Annotated in this window: 19 protein-coding genes; 6 read left to right on the top strand and 13 right to left on the bottom strand. The window is 67.8% G+C overall.

Annotated features, from left to right (window positions below):
* Positions 1-62 precede the first annotated feature (62 nt).
* Positions 63-1,112 (top strand): AI-2E family transporter, encoded by a 1,050-nt coding sequence (locus NKG96_RS01575; RefSeq protein WP_254536713.1) that lies wholly within the window; start codon positions 63-65, stop codon positions 1,110-1,112.
* On the opposite strand, the gene NKG96_RS01570 is transcribed toward NKG96_RS01575, so the two are convergent.
* On the bottom strand, positions 1,113-1,892 hold the full coding sequence (locus NKG96_RS01570) for a sulfurtransferase (RefSeq protein ID WP_254536712.1): 780 nt from the start codon (positions 1,890-1,892) through the stop codon (positions 1,113-1,115).
* Positions 1,893-2,136: 244 nt separating this feature from the next.
* Between NKG96_RS01570 and NKG96_RS01565 the strand changes: the two genes are divergently transcribed.
* A complete protein-coding gene (locus tag NKG96_RS01565) occupies positions 2,137-2,994 on the top strand; it encodes a sulfurtransferase (RefSeq protein ID WP_254536711.1) in 858 nt (285 codons plus the stop codon).
* Positions 2,995-3,078: 84 nt separating this feature from the next.
* Here NKG96_RS01565 and NKG96_RS01560 read toward each other — a convergent pair whose 3' ends face one another.
* The 3 genes from NKG96_RS01560 to NKG96_RS01550 all read right to left on the bottom strand — a co-directional run bounded on the left by NKG96_RS01560 (position 3,079) and on the right by NKG96_RS01550 (position 5,913).
* Complete coding sequence (locus NKG96_RS01560) at positions 3,079-3,243, bottom strand: hypothetical protein (protein WP_254536710.1); 165 nt, start codon at positions 3,241-3,243, stop codon at positions 3,079-3,081.
* A gap of 156 nt (positions 3,244-3,399) precedes the next feature.
* Positions 3,400-5,139 carry a cbb3-type cytochrome c oxidase subunit I gene (locus tag NKG96_RS01555; RefSeq protein WP_438267427.1) on the bottom strand — a complete coding sequence of 580 codons (1,740 nt, stop codon included), beginning with the start codon at positions 5,137-5,139 and terminating at the stop codon, positions 3,400-3,402.
* Between the two features lie 327 nt (positions 5,140-5,466).
* The gene (locus tag NKG96_RS01550) at positions 5,467-5,913 is read right to left on the bottom strand and encodes a DUF6789 family protein (RefSeq protein ID WP_254536708.1); all 447 of its coding nucleotides are present in this window, start codon (positions 5,911-5,913) and stop codon (positions 5,467-5,469) included.
* A 79-nt stretch (positions 5,914-5,992) separates the two neighbouring features.
* On the opposite strand from NKG96_RS01550, the gene NKG96_RS01545 reads away from it, so the two are divergent.
* On the top strand, positions 5,993-6,622 hold the full coding sequence (locus NKG96_RS01545; protein ID WP_254536707.1) for a rubrerythrin family protein: 630 nt from the start codon (positions 5,993-5,995) through the stop codon (positions 6,620-6,622).
* Here the strand turns inward: NKG96_RS01545 and NKG96_RS01540 are convergent.
* Complete coding sequence (locus NKG96_RS01540) at positions 6,619-7,044, bottom strand: hypothetical protein (RefSeq protein WP_254536706.1); 426 nt, start codon at positions 7,042-7,044, stop codon at positions 6,619-6,621. The genes NKG96_RS01545 and NKG96_RS01540 overlap by 4 nt on opposite strands.
* 156 nt (positions 7,045-7,200) lie before the next feature.
* Here NKG96_RS01540 and NKG96_RS01535 point away from each other — a divergent pair, with 156 nt between their 5' ends.
* The gene (locus NKG96_RS01535; protein ID WP_254536705.1) at positions 7,201-8,385 is read left to right on the top strand and encodes an aspartate kinase; all 1,185 of its coding nucleotides are present in this window, start codon (positions 7,201-7,203) and stop codon (positions 8,383-8,385) included.
* A 358-nt stretch (positions 8,386-8,743) separates the two neighbouring features.
* On the opposite strand, the gene phoU is transcribed toward NKG96_RS01535, so the two are convergent.
* The 6 genes from phoU to NKG96_RS01505 form a co-directional block, all read right to left on the bottom strand.
* Positions 8,744-9,445 (bottom strand): phosphate signaling complex protein PhoU, encoded by a 702-nt coding sequence (phoU, locus tag NKG96_RS01530; protein WP_254536704.1) that lies wholly within the window; start codon positions 9,443-9,445, stop codon positions 8,744-8,746.
* A 3-nt stretch (positions 9,446-9,448) separates the two neighbouring features.
* Positions 9,449-10,255, bottom strand: coding sequence for a phosphate ABC transporter ATP-binding protein PstB (gene pstB, locus NKG96_RS01525; protein ID WP_438267426.1), 807 nt, complete (start codon positions 10,253-10,255; stop codon positions 9,449-9,451).
* A gap of 77 nt (positions 10,256-10,332) precedes the next feature.
* On the bottom strand, positions 10,333-11,985 hold the full coding sequence (pstA, locus tag NKG96_RS01520; RefSeq protein WP_254536703.1) for a phosphate ABC transporter permease PstA: 1,653 nt from the start codon (positions 11,983-11,985) through the stop codon (positions 10,333-10,335).
* A gap of 1 nt (position 11,986) precedes the next feature.
* Positions 11,987-12,946, bottom strand: a complete 960-nt coding sequence (pstC, locus tag NKG96_RS01515; RefSeq protein WP_254536702.1) for a phosphate ABC transporter permease subunit PstC — start codon at positions 12,944-12,946, stop codon at positions 11,987-11,989.
* A gap of 60 nt (positions 12,947-13,006) precedes the next feature.
* Positions 13,007-14,083, bottom strand: coding sequence for a PstS family phosphate ABC transporter substrate-binding protein (locus tag NKG96_RS01510; RefSeq protein ID WP_254536701.1), 1,077 nt, complete (start codon positions 14,081-14,083; stop codon positions 13,007-13,009).
* 227 nt (positions 14,084-14,310) lie between these two features.
* A complete protein-coding gene (locus NKG96_RS01505) occupies positions 14,311-14,895 on the bottom strand; it encodes an IMP cyclohydrolase (RefSeq protein WP_254536700.1) in 585 nt (194 codons plus the stop codon).
* A gap of 88 nt (positions 14,896-14,983) precedes the next feature.
* Between NKG96_RS01505 and NKG96_RS01500 the strand changes: the two genes are divergently transcribed.
* Positions 14,984-15,424 (top strand): homing endonuclease associated repeat-containing protein, encoded by a 441-nt coding sequence (locus tag NKG96_RS01500; RefSeq protein WP_254536699.1) that lies wholly within the window; start codon positions 14,984-14,986, stop codon positions 15,422-15,424.
* Between the two features lie 304 nt (positions 15,425-15,728).
* On the opposite strand, the gene NKG96_RS01495 is transcribed toward NKG96_RS01500, so the two are convergent.
* On the bottom strand, positions 15,729-15,956 hold the full coding sequence (locus NKG96_RS01495; RefSeq protein ID WP_254536698.1) for a hypothetical protein: 228 nt from the start codon (positions 15,954-15,956) through the stop codon (positions 15,729-15,731).
* Between the two features lie 147 nt (positions 15,957-16,103).
* Between NKG96_RS01495 and NKG96_RS01490 the strand changes: the two genes are divergently transcribed.
* Complete coding sequence (locus NKG96_RS01490; protein ID WP_254536697.1) at positions 16,104-16,385, top strand: hypothetical protein; 282 nt, start codon at positions 16,104-16,106, stop codon at positions 16,383-16,385.
* A gap of 371 nt (positions 16,386-16,756) precedes the next feature.
* Here the strand turns inward: NKG96_RS01490 and NKG96_RS01485 are convergent, their stop codons facing one another.
* Positions 16,757-17,959: an AI-2E family transporter gene (locus NKG96_RS01485; RefSeq protein WP_254536696.1), complete on the bottom strand. Its 1,203-nt coding sequence runs from the start codon at positions 17,957-17,959 to the stop codon at positions 16,757-16,759.
* Between the last annotated feature and the right edge of the window lie 100 nt (positions 17,960-18,059).

Genomic DNA, 18,059 nt, shown 5'->3' with positions numbered 1-18,059 from the left:
AGGACTGGTACGGCTCCCGACACGTCCGCGGGATATATCCTGCCGGCATCCGAAGGCGCGCCATGAACCCGTCCCGACGCCGTCAGTACGTGCTGGCCGGCGTCCTGTTGGTCTCCCTCCTGCTCGCGGCCGTCGTCCTCTCGGAGGTGCTCGGGACGGTCTTCTTCGCGGTCACCGTCGCCTACGTCCTCGTTCCCCCGCGCAACCGCCTCGCAGAGCGGGGCCTCTCGCGGCGCGCCGCGAGCGCCGTCGTGACGAGCAGCGCCTTCGCCGTCGTCCTCCTCGTCTCCGGGGCGTTCGGCTACCTCATCTACCAGCGCGGCCGGACGGCGCTCGAACTCCTCCTCGCCCTCCCGGACACGTTCGTCTTCGCCGTCGCGGGGATGACCTACACCGTCGAACTGCGAGAGGTGCTCGTCACCTCCGTGGGGGTGGCCCAGGGCGTCGCCGCGGGCATCGCCGTCGTCCTGCCCGTCGTCCTGCTGAAGGGGCTCCTGTTCGCCGTCCTCGTCTTCGGCTTGCTGTTGCATCCCGGTGCCGCCGCCCGCGCCGCCGCCCGACTCGTCCCGCCCGAGTACCACGACGTGGTGCGCGCGCTCAACGACCGGGTGAAGAACACGCTGTACGGCATCTACGTCCTGCAGGCGGCGACGGCGTTCGGGACAGCGCTCGTGGCACTCGTCGTCTTCGCCCTTCTGGGCTATCGGGGCGTCGTCACCCTCGCCATCGTGGCCGGCGTCCTCCAGTTCATCCCGGTGCTGGGACCGAGCGTCCTCCTCGTGGTGCTCGCGGCGGTGGACGTCGCGGCGGGGAACCTGACGCGGGCGGCGCTGGTTCTCGTCATCGGGGGCGTCCTCGTCGGGGCGGTACCGGACGCCGTCATCCGCCCTCGACTGGCCTCGTGGGCGGCTGACCTCCCGACGAGCCTCTACTTCATCGGGTTCGTCGGGGGCGTCCTCACGGTCGGTCCCATCGGGTTCATCGCGGGACCGCTCGCCGTCGCTCTCGTCGTGGAACTCGTCGACCTGCTCTCGGACGGGCCGGTCCACCAGACGACGCTCGACGCGCCCGTCGTCGGGGAGGACGAGGGCGGGTTCGAGGGGTCGAAGTAGTCACTCCGCGTCCGCCCCCTCGAGGGGGCGACCCGCGGCCTCCCACTCGGTCAGCGACCCCTCGTAGAACGCGAGGTCCTCGTAGCCGAGGTGTCGGAGGACGACGTACGTGTGGCTGATTCGGCGGGCGGTGTTGCAGTAGAGGACGACGCGCTTCTCCGGGCCGACGCCCCGCTCGTCGAGCAGTGCCCGGAGGTCCGTCTCGGGTTTCAGTCCACGCGACTCCTGGTCGACGAGTTCCAGCCAGTCCAGTCGGACCGCACCCGGGATGTGGCCCTCCTCGAACTCCCACTCCTCGCGCGTGTCCACGAGGACGCTGTCGGGGTCGTCGGCCGCCGCGGCGACCGTCTCGGCGTCCACGAGGGGGCCGTCCTCGACGAACGACGCCTCGTAGGTCGTGGCGTCCGGCTCCGGCACCTCGCGGCTGGTCTCACGGGTCCACGCCGAGTAGTCGCCGTCCAGGAGGTGCAGTCGGTCCGACGGGTGGCCGTACAGTTCGCAGGTGACGAGGAAGCGCGCCGCGAACACGCCGTGAGTGTCGTCGTACGCCAACACGTCGTCCTCGCGGGTGATTCCCGCCTCGCCCATCAGGGCGGCGAAGGCGTCCGCGCCGGGGAGCATCCCCGCCTCGCCCTCGCCCTCGGAGCGGAAGGAGTCGAAGGGGACGCTCACCGCCCCCGGCAGGTGGCCGATGCCCTCGTACTCCCAGCCCTCGCGCACGTCGACCACCCGGAGTTCGTCCAGGCGGTCGGCGACCCAGTCGCTGTCGACGACGTTCATACGGACTCAACTGCCGGTCGGTACTTCAACGCTCGCCGCTCGGAGGTTACGGCAACAGTTTCCGGTTCGGGTCGTGCGCGTCCCCGGCCTTCCGCCGGTTCCGCCCGCTGGCCGGGGGGAGTCGTCCGTGACGACTGAATAGCTCTCCCGGATGCGGGTGATGTTGCCGGAAAATCCGATGAGCGGCGAATCCGTCCGGCAGGAAGACGGATATACCCGTAGTGCCGTAACGTTCCGATGTATCATGACTGATTACGCGAAGGACGTGCTCGTCTCCGCCGACTGGGTGGAAGAGCACCTCGACGAGTTCCAGAGCGACGACCCCGAGTACCGACTGGTGGAGGTGGACGTGGACACCGAGGCCTACGACGAGGGCCACGCCCCCGGCGCCATCGGCTTCAACTGGGAGACCCAACTGCAGGACCAGACCGAACGCGACGTCCTCGACAAGGAGGACTTCGAGGACCTGATGGGGAGTCACGGCATCAGCGAGGACTCCACCGTCGTCCTCTACGGTGACAACTCCAACTGGTTCGCGGCGTACACCTACTGGCAGATGAAGTACTTCGGCCACGAGGACGTCCGCCTGATGAACGGCGGCCGCGACTACTGGCTGGACAACGACTACCCCCTCACCGAGGAGGTACCGGAGTTCCCGGAACAGGACTACGCCGCCGAGGGCCCCAACGAGGACATCCGCGCCTACCGCGACCAGGTCGAGGACGCGATGGAAGCGGGCATCCCGATGGTCGACGTGCGCTCGCCCGAGGAGTTCTCCGGCGAGATTCTCGCGCCCCCGGGCCTGCAGGAGACGGCCCAGCGCGGCGGCCACATCCCCGGCGCGTCGAACATCTCGTGGGCGGCCACCGTGAACGACGACGGCACGTTCAAGTCGGCCGACGAACTCCGCGACCTCTACGAGAGCGAGGGCGTCACCGACGATGGCGAAGTCATCGCCTACTGCCGCATCGGCGAGCGCTCCTCCATCGCGTGGTTCGCGCTCCACGAACTGCTCGGCTACGACGACGTGCGCAACTACGACGGGTCGTGGACCGAGTGGGGCAACCTCGTCAACGCGCCCATCGAGAAGGGCAGCAACTAGGTCGAACCTCCTCCGTTCTTTCGCGCCACCGTGAGCGCCGGGAGCGGCGACACCGTGGCGGGTGCTGTCGTCCAGCGACGGACCCTACGCGTGAATCTCCTCCGTTCCGACCGAGTCGACGGTGTCGAACGCCTCGCTCCCGCAGTCGCAGGACTGGTCGTCGAGCGGCAGGATGACGCCGCCGTCCTCGCGGACCCGGGCGGTGTAGACGTTCGAGCAGCCTTCACAGGTGACGATGGTTCGTTCCATTGTGTCTGATACAACGGGCGTCCGCCGGATACTCTGTCGGGTTGCGAACTCAGCGAATCGGGGCTCTCAGCGGCCGAAATCGACGATATCGGGAGGGGTGATCGGCTTGCCTCTCGGACGAATGGCAGTATCAGGCCGATGAGAACTCCGGGTCGGTCAGTCGTCGTCCGACCTGATGCCCCGGCGTTCCTCCAACTTGCGCTCGAACCACTGCCACTCGCGGGTGAACTGGTCGGACTCCTTCAAGTTCCACACGTCGGCGTTGATGACGATGGGGCCGGTGCGGAGCGACTGGACCATGTTGATGATCCACAGCGAGACGCTCCCCATGATGATGTACGCGCCGAGCGTCGTCACCTGATTCAGGAGGGTGAACTGGTCGGGGTACTCGGCGTAGCGCCGGGGGAGGCCGAGGTAGCCCGTGATGAGCATCGTCGTGAACGTGAGGAAGACGCCGACGATGAGCGTGAACGCCTGCACCTTCGCCAGTCGCTGGTCGTACATCCGGCGGGTGATGAGCGGGTACCAGTAGTAGGAGGCGGCCACCATCGCCATGGCGATGATGCCCATGATGATGAAGTGGAAGTGCCCGACGACGTAGTAGGTCCCCTGGACGGCGTAGTCGATGGGGATGGACGCGAGAAACACGCCCGTCACGCCCCCGACGATGAACGTCCCGATGCCCCCGAGGAGGAGTATCATCGGCGCGGTGAGGCGTATCTTCCCGTCCCAGAGCGTCGTCATCCAGTTGAACGTCTTCACCGCACTCGGTATGGCGATGGCGATGGTGACGGCCATGAAACTCGCCCGGATGCGCGGGTCGATGCCCGTCGTGAACATGTGGTGGGCCCAGACGCCGAAGCTCATCACCCCGATGGCGAGCGTCGAGTAGACGATGAACTTGAAGCCGAACAGCTTTCGGCCGGAGAACTTCGGTAAGATGAGGCTCGTCAGCCCCGTCGCCGGGAGGAAGAGGATGTACACCTCCGGGTGGCCCCAGAACCAGAACAGGTGCTGGAAGAGGATGGGACCGCCCCCTTCGAGGGCGAAGAACGTCGTCCCGAAGTTGCGGTCCATGAGCATCATGATGAGCGTACTCCCCAGCAGGGGGAACGCGAACAGGATGATGCCCGACTGGGTGAGCATCGTCCACGAGAAGATGTCGAGGTTGGCGAACGTCACCCGCTCGCCGCGTTCGGTGAGGATGGTGACGATGAAGTTGATGGCCCCGAGGGTGGTGGCGATGCCCGAGAGGTGCAAGCCCAGCAACATCAGGTCGACCTGCGGGTTCACCTGCTGAATCGAGAGCGGGGTGTACATCGTCCACGACGTCGTGGGCGGGCGGAGCGCGAACAGGGGGTCGACCAGCGCCCCCAGCGCGGGTGCCAGCACCTTCGCCGTCACCTCCGTGATGAGGCCGCCGCGCACGAGGAGGAAGGAGGGTGGGAGGAGCCAGAACGCGATGGCGTTCAGGCGGGGGAACGCCATGTCGTCGGCGTCGATGAGGACCGGCAGGAGGTAGTTGGCGATACCCGCGAACACGGGCACGACGAAGAAGAAAATCATCGTGATGCCGTGGGTCGTAAAGAGCGCGTTGTACGTCTCGTTCGACCAGACGGTCTTCTCGGGGGTCAGCAGTTCCGTCCGGGCCATCGTCGCGTCGGTGCCGCCCCAGAGCGCCGCGAGCGTGCCGAACAGGATGTAGAGGATGCCGATGTCCTTGTGGTCGACCGTCGTGAACCAGCGCAACAGACCGGTCGGTTTGGCCGTCTCCGTCTCTGTCCCGGTCGGCTGGACGTAGCCGCCGTCCGCGACGGTTCGCCGCCGCTGGACGGCTCCGACGAGGACGAGCGCGCACAACAGGCCGGCGGCGACCAACAGGCCGGGGAGCTGCATGGATACCATGGTGGGGGTGCGAGTGAGACTCGTGGGTTGCCCTGGGAGTGGGAGGGGGAAATAGGTTGAGGCCGGATGTCGTGTGCCGGCGCCGTTTGCTGGTTTTTCCGTCGCTCGACGCGGGTGCGAATCGGGGGTCGAACGAAAGACGACGGTGGCGAACCGGAACCGACGGTCGCTCGCGAGTCGACCGTCAGTCGTCGACCCCGAGGTCGGCGTCGTTGTCGTAGACGGTGACGCGGCCGACGTCGACGTGTTCGGAGAGCAGTACGCCCCAGCGCCGACCGCGCGGAGGCGACAGCCCCGGCAGGCGGGGAGCGCGACGACTCAGCCGTAGGTGTACTCCTCCTGTGGCAGTTGCGTCCCGCCGTGGAGGTGTGCGTACACCGCCCCGAGGACGAAGCCGTAGACGACGTGAGAGACGAGGGTGTAGCCCGCGAAGATGATGAGGAGGGGTCCCTCGATGTCGCCGCGGCCGGTGATGGCGAACGCCACCCAGAGCGCCAGCGCGAGGGCGACGCCCCGGGCGGCGGGGTCGGGGCCGAACGGGAGGTAGCCCTCGACGGCGATGAACACGAGGGGCCACGCGACGACGCCCGCGGCGACGAAGATAGCGAACCCGACGACGTACTGGCCGGGGACGCCGACGAATCGGGCGATGACCTCGAACGTCTGTATCTGCTCTCTGGTCTGTACCTCGAGGAGGAGGAGTAACAGCGAGAGGGCCGCCGTCCCCGCGACGCCCCCGGCGATGACGCTTGGCACTCGGTCCATACCCCTCGGCACGCGGGGGTCCGTGAAAGAGTCGTCGGCGTGTACAAGATACAAGCACTCGCCCGCCGTAGCCCGGTCCATGACAGCAGACGACTTCGCCGAGCAGGTCCGCGAGGACAACCGCACCGCCCTCTCCCGCCTCGGGTCCTCGAAGGCGCTGTACGCCGACACGAAGGGGGAGATGGACGCGGAGACGGTCCTGCGAGCCGCCGCCGTCGCCGAGCGCGCCGCACAGGAGACGTTCGCGGCGTGGGCCGAGAGCGAGGACGGCGAGGCCGCCGAGGCCTTCCGCGAGACGGCCGAGGAGGAACGAGAGCACTACGAGCGCGTCCTCTCGAAACTCGACGCCGACGAGGTTGAGGTCGACGAGGTGCCCGCCATCCAGTCGTACCTCCGCGGCCTCGACGACACGGTGGAGCGTGCCGGCGGCCTCCTCGGGCGGACCGTCGCCGCCGGGAAGTCGAAGGACCAGCTCGTGGGCTTCTTCGTCGGGCAGGCCGACCCGCAGACCAGTCAGCTGTTCCGTGACCTCGGGGGCGACCTCGACGGGCAACTGGAGCGCGCGGAGTCGCTCGTCGAGGCGGTCTGTGCGGACGACGAGGACCGCGAGCGCGCGCTGGCGGCCGCCTCGGGGGCCATCCAGGCGGCCTACGAGGAGTACACCGAGCGTCTGGAGGGGATGGGCGTCAACCCGAAACCCGTCTGCTAGTCACCGGACCAGCGATAGCGGACCGTCCGGGTCCCGCCGAAGCGCGGCCCGAGGCCGTCCTCGACGAACCCGACGTTCTCGGCGGCCTGTCGCGTCTCCTCGTCGCCCTCCGCGACCAGCAGTTCGACGGCCATCGACTCGCCGCGGGCGAACCGGACCGGCTCCTCCAGCAGACGCTCACAGGCCTCGCGCGGCCCCTCTAGCTGGGTGACGTGGACCGTGTCCCGCTGGGCGTCGAAGCTGACGAACCCCTCGATGTCCTCCGAATCCTCCGCGTCCCCCGGGTCGTCCGACTCGGCCTCGCCGTCGAGGCCGACCCTGACGGTCCGGTCGTGGACGAGGTTGCGCATCACGTCCTGTGGTGCGCCCGTCAGCACCGCCAACCGCTCGGCGTCCGCCTCGACCGCGTCTCGAACGTGCATACCACTGCTAGCAGGGTACACGAATTAAATCCGTCCCCCGGACCGGCAAGGCTTCGGGCGATTCCTGCAGTTTATGCTCGTTCCCGGCCTCGGGGAGACAATGACCAGCACGCACACGCAGGTACGCCGTGAAGCATACCGACAGGGGGACGCCTGATGCGCGTCCTCGCCAAGTTCGGCGGGACGAGTCTCGGCAACGGCGACCGGGTGAACCGGGCGGCGGACTCCGTCGCCGCCGCCGTCGAGAACGGCCACGAGGTCGCGGTGGTGGCGAGCGCCATGGGGTCGACGACGGACTTCCTGCTCGACGCCATCGCCTTCGAGGCCGACGAGGCCGACCGGGCGGAGATCGTCTCGATGGGCGAGCGTACCTCCGTCCGCATGTTGAAGGCCGCCCTCGGCGCGCGGGGCATCAACGCCGTCTTCCTCGAACCCGGCCACCCCGACTGGCCGGTCATCACGAACGCCCGCGGCGAGGTCGACGTCGAGGAGACCCAGCGCCGGGCGAAGGCGCTCGCGGACCAGTTGGACGGCGTTGTCCCCGTCATCACGGGCTTCCTCGCACAGGACCACGCGGGCAACACCACGACCCTCGGGCGCGGTGGCTCCGACACCACGGCCGTCATGCTGGGCAACTACATGGGGGCCGACGAGGTGGTCATCGTCACCGACGTCGAGGGCGTCATGACCGGTGACCCCTCGGTCGTCGAGGGGGCGCGAAACGTCGGCGAGATTACGGTCGACGAACTCCGGAACCTCTCGTTCCGCGGGGCGGAGGTCATCGCACCCAGCGCGCTCAGCTACAAGAGCGGGAACCTCTCGGTGCGCGTCGTCCACTACCAGCACGGCGACCTCCTGACCGGCGGGACGAGCATCGAGGGGCAGTTCGAGAACCTCATCGACCTCCGCGAGGAACCGCTGGCCTGTCTCACCGTCGCGGGCCGCGCCATCCGCAACCGACCGGGCATCAACGCGGTGCTCTCGACGGCGCTGAAGGAGGCCGACATCAACGTCGACGCCGTCGCCAGCGGGATGGACTCGCTGACGTACTACGTCGACGCGTCGGTGGCCGAACGGGCCGAGACCATCCTCCACGAGTGCGTCGTCGAGGACGAGACGCTCTCCAGCGTCACCGTCGAACACGACGTGGCCGTCATCCGCGTCACGGGCGGCGAACTCCCCAACCAGCCGGGGGTCATCCAGCAGATCGTCAACCCCCTCGCGGAGAACCACATCAACGTCCACGACCTCATCACGAGTGCGACGAGCGTCGCCATGTTCGTCGACTGGGCCGACCGCGAGGAGGCCCTGCGCATCATCCAGTCGGAGTTCTCCGACTGAGACCGAGACGCGCGGCCGCCTGTTCTCGCCGGTCGTCGACACGGAGAGCGACAGGTGGTGCGTCGACCCGATGACGGACGACGACAGGAGCAGACGGGGGTCGGGCGGGGCCGTCCCGCACCACCCCCGGAGGAGCTCCCGCCGAGAAGAGCCTCGCTGCGACCGTTCGCGTCGTCCCCCGAGGGATACGGAGCCGTCCAGCGGGTCGCTTCGCGTCGAACCGCGACCGGGGGGCACCCCCCGAAGACGGCACGCAGGAGTCCCCTGCTGTCGGTCGGCGGTCGGCGTTCAGTAGAAACGAAGGGGTCTGGGGAGCAGCCGGCGCGACTACTGGGCGCTCGTGAGGGCGGCGGGGGAGTCAGTAGATGAGTTCGTCGCTGCTGGTGGTCATGTACAGCGTCCGGGCGGCGACGTTGACGGCGTGGTCGCCCACCCGTTCGAGGTCACGGACGGTGAGCATGAGCACCTGGACGCCCTCCAGCAGGTCGTCGACGTCGTCGTCCGTGGCCTCGACCAGCGAGCGGACGATGACCGTCCCCGCGTGCGTACAGAGGGCGTCGAGGTCGGTGTCCCGGTCGGCGACCTCGTGGCACCGCCAGACGCTGTCGTCGGCGTCCGCGTCGTCGCCGCGGAGGGCCGCGACGGACTCCCGGTAGGCGGCTACCGCGTCCTCCAGCATCCCGGTGGCGACGCTCGCGATGCGGCTCACGTCGACCTCGGGGAGCAGTTCGCGGTCCGCGGTCAGGGCGTACTCCGCGAGGTTGACCGCGAGGTCGCCGACGCGTTCGAGGTCGGTGATGATCTTGAACGAGGCCGCCACGAGGCGGAGGTCGCTCGCCACCGGTTGGCGGAGCGCGAGGATGTCGATACACCGGTGTTCGATGCCGAGGTACCGCTCGTTGACCGCGTCGTCACCGTCGAGGACGGTCTGCGCCCGGTCAGTGTCCCGCTCCGCGAGCGCGGTCGTCGCGGTCCGCAGTCGGTCGAGGACGAGGTCGGCCATCTCCTCGACGGCGGTCGCGAGGTCGTCGAGACGCGCCTGGAGCGACTCGCGCGACACGGCTTACCCGAACTTGCCCGTGATGTAGTCCTCGACCCGGTCGCTCTCGGGGTCCTCGAACACCTTCTGGGTGTCGTCGAACTCGACGAGTTCGCCGCCGGTGAGGAACACGGCGGTCTTGTCGGAGATGCGCGCCGCCTGCTGCATGTTGTGCGTGACGATGACGACGGTGTAGTCCTCGGCGAGTTCCTCGATGAGGTCCTCGATCTGACTGGTCGCCACCGGGTCCAGCGCGCTCGCGGGTTCGTCCATCAGGAGGACCTCGGGGTCCGTGGCGATGGCGCGGGCGATACAGAGGCGCTGTTGTTGCCCGCCGGAGAGTTCGAGGCCCGACTCGTCGAGGCGGTCCTTGACCTCGTCCCAGAGGGCGGCGCGCTTCAGCGAGCGCTCGACGATCTCGTCGTGGTCGCCCCCGATGCCCTGGATGTCCAGCCCGTAGGTGACGTTGTCGTAGATGCTCTTGGGGAACGGGTTGGGCTTCTGGAACACCATCCCGACGCGCCGGCGGAGGGCGACGGGGTCGACGTCGTCGTCGTAGACGTTCTTCCCGCGCAAGGTGAGTTCACCCTCGACGCGCGCGGCGTCGATGAGGTCGTTCATCCGGTTGATACAGCGCAGGAAGGTGGACTTCCCACAGCCCGAGGGACCGATCATGGCGGTGACCCGGTTCTCGGGAATCTCCATCGAGATGTCGTGGAGCGCCTGGTCGTCGTCGTACCAGACGTTGATGTTCCGCGACTCGATGACCGTCTCGGCCGCGCGCTTGCTCGACGAACTGACGCTCTCGCTCACGTCGGTCTGGACGAGCATGTCGTCGTTCGTCGGGTCGTCGGTCTCGCTCGCTGCGTCCTCCATCGTCTCCTGTTCGTTGTTGCTCATTGTTGAAGTTAGCTGTCGTAGCGGTTGCGCAGGACGATGGCCGCGGAGTTCATCGCCAGCAGGATGACGACGAGGACCACCACGCCCGCGGGGACGGCCTTCGTGTAGAAGTCGTCCCCGGCGAACAGGCTGGACCACGCGTACACCTGCATGGGCATCGCGGTCACCTTGTCGGAGAGTTCGCCCGGCAGGCTGTACAGCACGGTCGGGACGCCGACCATCAGGAGGGGTGCCGTCTCCCCGATGGCGCGTCCCAGCGCGAGGATGGTGCCCGTCAGGATACCGGGGAACGCCCGCGGCAGGACGACGTTGCGGACCGTCTGCCAGCGCGTCGCCCCCATCCCGTAAGAGGCCTGACGCATCTCGTCGGGCACCGACCGGATGGCCTCGCGCGAGGAGATGATGACGATGGGGAGGATGAGCAGTCCCAGTGCCGCCCCCGCGACGAACAGCGTCCCCGCGGGCTGGTTGAGGTAGGTGACGAACACCCCGAGACCGAGCAGGCCGTACACCACCGAGGGGACGCCCGCGAGGTTCGAGATGTTCACGTCGATGATGCGGGTGAAGCGGTTGTCCGGCGCGTACTCCTCTAAGTACACCGCCGCGCCGACGCCGACGGGGAACGAGAGCACCGCCACGGTGACCATCAGCATGATGGAGCCGCCGATGGCGGGGTAGAAGCCGGCCTCGGACGCGTCAGAACTGCTGTGGGCGCCGGTGAGGAACTGCCAGTCGACCCACGACTGTGGGCCAGCGAAGCCCGCGAGTTCGACGACGAACGCGCCGAGCAACGCCCCGCCGAGGAGTATCGCGGTCAGCACGAGTCCCTCGCGTCGGTGCCGCCGGTTGACGACGACGTCGCCCGCGAACGCGCCCGTCGGGACGACGGCCATCGCGGCGATGACCGTCGCGGGGACGGGCGTGAACCCGAGGGCCGGGCCGACGAACGCCCCGGCGACGACGCCGAGGAGGGCGAGTACACCCGCCGCGAGCCCCGTCCGGCGGCCGTTCTCGCTGGCGAAGTGGCTGCCGACGGCGACGGCGACGCCCACACCCAGCGTGAGCGCGAGCATCATCCAGTCGGTGGGGACGAACGGGAGCGTCTGAATCACGGTGACGAGGCCGGGGACGACCTGTGGGAGGCCGAGGAACTCGCCGACCGGCCCGGTCAGGCCGAACAGCGAGAGGTAGAACAGCCCCAGCGTGAGACCGATGCGCGCGAGGAATGGCAGTCGGTGGTCGTACCGGACGACGGCCACGACCAGCGCCGAGGGGACGGCGATACCGAGGACGTAGGCGAACCAGACGAGTGGCGGAACGATATCGACGAACACGAGCGACGCCCCGGCGGCGAACATGAGACTGACGAGGAACAGGCCGACGACGGCCAGTCCGGTCTTGAGCGCCGCCGTGTTCCGGTAGTAGAGGTAGCTCCCGACGGCGACCGACGGGACCACCAGCGTCAGGAAGAAGGTGAGGTGCCAGCCGGGGTCGGCTGTCAGCGGCTGGATGGCGTCGTTGGCGACGTACACCAGCAGGATACCGAGGACGACGATGCCGAACAGCGTCGCCGCCAGCAGGCCGTACCGGAAGACGGTGCCGACGGTGCGGCTGACCTGTCCGAAGCCGTCGAAGGTCTCCGTGTCGGTGTCCGTTGCCATCTCAGTACTCCTCCCGGTAGTGTGACGCGACGACGTCGCTGACGATGTTCATGACGAGCGTGATGACGAACAGCGTGAGGCCGATGGCGAACAGGCTGCGGTAGGCCAGCCCCCCGCCGGTGATGTCGCCGGTGAGCAACTGGACCATCGCGCCGGTCATCGGCAGGCCGCTCTGGAGGTAGTCCGCGGGGTTGAGCGGGTTGAGCAGTTGTGCGCGCGACCCGGCGGCGATGGCGACGGCCATCGTCTCGCCGATGGCTCGCGAGATGGCGAGGATGAACGAGGAGAAGATACCGGAGACGGCGGCGGGGACGACGATGCCCGTGGAGACGTCGAACTTTGTCGCGCCCATGCCGTAGCCGGCCTGTCTGAGGTCGTCGGGCACCGCCGACATCGCGTCCTCGCTGATGGACGCGACCATCGGGATGATCATGATACCGACGACGATGCTGGCGGAGAGCAGGTTGAAGAAGTTGATGGAGGGGAAGACGGTGCCCAGCGCGGGCGTGATGTAGATGAGCGCGAAGAAGCCGTAGACGACGGTGGGGACGCCCGCGAGAATCTCGAGTGCGGGCTTGAGCACGGAGCGGACCTGCGGGCTCGCGTACTCGCTGAGGTAGATGGCCGTCGCGACGCCGAGCGGGAGCGCGATGACCGCCGACCCGATGGTGATCATCAGCGTCGCCGAGACGAGCGGGAGGACGCCGAACTTCCCGTTGTTTATCTCCCACCTCGTCCCCGTCAGGAACTCGACGATGGAGGCCGTCTCTCCGGTCACCCCGACGAGGGGGGCGGTGGCGCTGAAGAACTTCGCCGCCTCCGTGGTCAGGAGGAAGATGATGGCGAGCGTCGTCGCGATAGAGAGCGCCGCGCACAGGAAGAAAAACGAGCGCGACAGGAGCTCTCTGGGCGAGTTCTCCGTCCTCCGCGTGAGGTCTGTTTGCAGGTCGTCCGTGCTCATTGCGTGTGGTGGTGGATTCGGTCGTTTGGGAAAAAACGCTTCGTTCGACGCCGAGGCGCGTCAGTTACTCTGTGCTTCGTCGATGGCCTGCTGGAGCTTCTGCATCTGGGCGTTCTTCTCCTCTTTGGAGTTGGGGATGTAGCCGACCTGCTGGGCGACGATCTCGTTGCTGGTGGAGTTCTCGACCCAGAACTTCGCGAACTCGGCAACGTGCTCCTCTGCGAGCGAGGACTTCGCGGGGTAGGTGAACAGCGGGCGCGAGAGCGGGGCGTACTCGCCGCTCTTTGCGGTCTCGATCGACGGCTTGACACAGCCACCGCCGCCCGACTGGTCGTTGACGCCGAGCGCTTTCACGGAGTTCTGGTTCTCCGTGTAGTAGGCGAACCCGAGGTAGCCCATCGCGTACTGGGAGTTCTGGACGCCCTGGATGATGGTGCGGTCCTGCTCGGTCGGGGAGTAGTCGCTCCGGTGACCGGGCCCGTCCTCGCCGATGATAGCCTCGATGAAGTAGTCGTAGGTGCCGGAGGCGTCGCTCGGGCCGTACAGCTCGAAGGGCTGGTCCGGCCAGTCGGAGTTGACGTCGCTCCACATCTCGGGCGGGCTGTCGGCCGACCAGATCTGCTTGAGTTCCTCTGCGGTCACGCAGTCGACCCAGTCGGCGTTGTTGTTGACGATGACCGTGAGCGCGTCCGTCGCGACCTTCAACTCGACGGGCTGGACGTTGTTCTGCTTGCACTGGGCCTTCTCCTCTTCCTTGATGGGGCGCGAAGCGTTGTTGAAGTCCGTCCGTCCCGGGCAGAAGTTGTTCGCGAAGCCGCCGCCGGTCCCGGTCGACTGGAGGTTGATTTTGACGTCGGGGTGCTCCTTGCGGAACTTCTCGGCCATCGCGGTGGCGAGCGGGAAGACGGTCGAGGAGCCGGCGATGTCGATGGTGCCCGAGAGCTGTCCGCTCGAACTGCCGCCGTCGCTCCCGTTCTGACTCCCGTTGCCGCCGCTCCCGTTCGAGCCACCCGACGGACCGCCGTCGCCGCCAGCGTTCTCGTTACTGGTACACCCTGCCAGCGCCAGCGCACCGGCCGTGCCGGTCGCGGTGATGAACGTGCGCCGTGAGACCCGGTTGGACGAGTTGTCCGTCATCACCTGCACGTGGCCGCGTTCAGAATATGAAGGTTGCGCTTTTTGTATATATTTTCTACGAATTTATTGCTAACTCGCCATACCGATATACTGGTGTATGTACGGCTACCGAGTCGTCCCCCTGTGGGTAATTCGCAGTTCGTTTCGGAGTGATACGTAGTTCTGTGGAAGAAACCGTACTTCACCGCTCGGCGGGTCCGTGCGCCCCGGGCGACTCGTCCGTGCGTTCAGTCCTCGTTGACGATGGCCGTCTCGACGTCGTCGTCGACGGTCACGCCCGCCGCACAGACCGCATGTTCGAAGTCGTGTGTGTAGACGGTTCTGGCCGCCTCCGCCGCCGTCGTCGCGTCGAGTGCGAACGTTTCCGGGTCGTCCGTCTCGTAGGTCGCCACGATGGTCGGTTCCGCCACCTCGCGGACCACGAGGGCGTCCCGCCGGACGGTCCCGACGTGGGCCGTCTCACGCCCGACCACGCCCGCCACGCGCGGGGTGTCGTAGTCGTCCTTCTCGAAGTCCAGCGCCAGCAACGCGGTGGCGAGGGCGTCCCGCGCCGGGTAGCCCATCTCCAGTTTCTCGGCGATGGGGTCGACGTGCGACCCGTTGCCCACGACTGCGAGCGGTTCGCCCGCCCGTTCGACGGGCCGCAGGCAGTTGTACGCGATGTAGGGGTTGTCCGACGGCGGCGCGTCGGGCGTCGGGGCGACGGTGAGCGTCTCCCCTCGCGCGACGACCTGACGGTTCGGAAACGACCGGGAGGAGACGCGGTACGCGCCAATCCCGGGTCCGACGACGACGAAGCGACCGACGTACATGATCGGGAGGGCGGACGGAGCGGGGTTGGGTCTTTCTACTCGGCGTCGCTCCCGAAACGATAGTCCCCCGCCCCACCTCGAATCGGTGATGGTGGACGAATCGGTGTGTCTCGACACACTCGGGACGGCCGCACGTCGACTCGGCGAGTCACCGTCGAAGCGACAGTACGAGGAACTGGGTCTGACGCCCGCCTCCGGGACGGTCGTTCGCGTCCTCGGCGGGTGGAACGAGGCGAAGCGGGCGGCAGGACTCTCGACTGCCGCGTCTACTGGGTCCCGAACCGAGCCGAAACCGTCGGGAGTCGACCTCCCCGATGGCATCGAGTGGGGAGAACTGTCGTCCACACAGCGCTGGCACTACCGGAATGCCGACCACAACACAGAGCGAACGGCCGACGCGCGACTATCCGCCGCCGTGTCTACGAGTACAAACGTGACCGGTGTGCCTGTGCTCGCTGTGGCGAGGACCATCCGGGCTGTCTGGACTTCCACCACGTCGGAGAGAAGGAGACGGCCGTCGGGAAGATGATATCGTACGGCTACGCAGCCGTCCGCGTCTTCGAGGAGATCGACCGCTGTGTCGTCCTGTGTGCGAACTGCCACAGGAAAGAGCACTTCGACCCCCCTGCCGACGGCTGAGAGACTGCGGTCCCACCTGAGCCTGCTTCGTAACACTCATTTAGGTGAGCGGGCTACCGTTGAGTGCAACAACAGTCCATTGGGGTAGTGGCCAATCCTGTTGCCTTCTGGGGGCAACGACACTGGTTCGAATCCAGTATGGACTACTCTCTGATTCCACGCTCCCGAGCGACCGCCCTCTTCCGCCCTCGTCCTCACCCCTCCTCTCTCGGCGTGAGTCTGACCGTGACGCGGTCGCCCGCGTCGGTCGGCGTGATGGCCTCGTGAACGACGTCGTGGGTCGCGTCCCCCGCGGCGAGGCGGTCAAGTTTCTCGGCGTAGTCGGTCAGCGCCCGCTCCGCCGCCCAGTCCCAGTCGACGTGTGGCTGGCCGGCCATTCGCGCCGCGAGGTCGTCGTCGACGTCCAGCGTAATCTTTACCATGGCAACACTTCACATGGGGGTATCGTGAATCTTTGCCCAATTCGGCCCCACTTTCGTCCGGTCGGGAGTGTGCCGGGTGCGGGGTAGTTCCCCACCGACTGCCGTCGAACCCCAATCTATAGGCCGTCGTTCCCCCACGGGGCGGGTATGCCCACGGTCCACGACCTGCGAAACGACATCCGCGTCGCCACCGGTCGGTTCGAGCGCGAGGTGTCCTCGGGGTTCACCAAGGAGGAACTCGCGGCCATCGCGAGCGAGGTCGGGTACTCGGTGAAGGGGGGACAGCGGCCGTCGAAGGCGCAGATGCGCGCGGGCATCCGGTCGCGGGTGGGACTGCGCGAGGACGACGACGCGGAGGCGGGCGGCGGGTCGTTCGCCAAGGCCGACCTGCTGGCCATCGCCGGCGCACTCGACGTCGAAGCGGAGTGAGCGGTCCGCCCGCCGACCCGAATTCGAACATGAACGTTTATGATGAATGCCCCTGTAGCGGGGAGTGATGCACGCACCGGTACGCCTCGGGTAGCCGCCGTCCGCCGGAACCGCCCGCAGACCACCGTAGCACTACCCCCCGATGTCAACCCGACGCACACCGCACACGACAACCGACTCGCCCGAGACGACCACCTCAACGACTACCAGTACCACGGCGGGAGGGACCGACGCGCCCGTCATCCCCCTCCAGCCGCGACACGGGCCGCAACCGAAGCGCCGGCCCGTCACGCGCCGGGCGCGCTGACTCCCGTCCTCGAACACGGCGACCACTTCTCGACACGTGTCCACCGAGGAGCGAGCAGTGACCGCTACTCCTCGCCCGTCACGGAGTCGTCCGTCCGCGAGTCGTCACCCATCTCCCGACGGGCCGAGGGGAGGTCTGCGCCGAGGGCCGCCCCCATCGAGACGGAGGGGGTGAGCGGGCGGCCGTGGAGGAGGTCCGGGAGGACGATGCGGACCGCCTCGACGAACAGGACGAAGACGATGGGCAGGAGGAAGAAGCCGTACCAGCCGAACAGCATCGGGCCGAGGACGTACGCGAACAGCAGGAGGACGACGTTTAGCTGCTGGCCCGTCAGGTACGGCTGGACGACCGCCTGCGGGAGGAGGTCGAGGACGACGACGTACGCGAGGAGCGCGCCCCCGACGAACGCGAGGTGGCTCCCGTCGACGCGGAGCGCCTGCACCCCGAGGTAGGCCACGACCGGCAGGTAGACCACCTTCCCCACGATGGCGGGGATGAGGCTCGCGAAGCCGGTCAGCGCCGCGAGGACGAACGGGATGGGGATGCGGAGGCCCGCGGGCGCGAGGAGGTTCGTCACGCCGTAGGCGACTGCGGCCACGACGGCCATGACGGCGACGAACAGGACGTTGCCGAAGAACACCGATTCGAGGTCGGCGTCGACCGCCGAGGCGTACGCGTGGGCGGCCGTGTCCCGTCCCCCGAACAGGTCGACGAGCGCCGCCGCGAGGTCGTCGTCGTGTTTCAGCAGGGCGTACGAGAGCGTCAGCGCCAGCGCCAGTACCAGCAGCGCGCTGAACAGCACGGCCGCCACCCGTCGTCCCACCCGCAAGAGGGTCTCGACGCTCCGCCCGGGACTGGCGAGGGCCTGCCGGGGGTTCGCGAGGAGCGACTGGAGCGTCCCGCTACCATTTCCGCCCCCGCCGGACTGGAGCGCCCCGAAGAAGTCCCCGAACACCGGGACGCCGGCGGTCCCCCCGAGCCACTGCTGGGACTGCTGGAACAGTTCGAACCCGGTGTAGCCCACGAGGACGACCACCGGGAGCGTAACGAGCAGGAGCGTCCCGGCCGCGGCGAGGCCGTCCATCCCGACGCGGCCCCGGACTCGCCGATAGATGGGTCTGGTCGCGTAGTAGCCGAACACGCCGAGGACCGCGATTCCCACGAAGGCGTGGACAATGTACACCGCCGTCGCGGCGAGGACGAGCACGAACGCCCACCAGCCGAGGCGGACGCGACTCGTCTCCCGCCCGAAGCCGAAGTCGACCATTCGCCTCCGGCTACTCGCGGGGCGTGGATACGCCTGTGGCCTGCCCGACGGGCGAGCGCCCGCGCCCGGGCGGCATCGTTCGCCGGGAGGACACCAATTC

The organism is Halomarina litorea (assembly GCF_024227715.1).
Lineage (GTDB): Archaea > Halobacteriota > Halobacteria > Halobacteriales > Haloarculaceae > Halomarina > Halomarina litorea.
The sequence above is the reverse complement of the archived record's forward strand: the minus strand, read 5'-3'. Positions and strand labels throughout refer to the sequence as shown.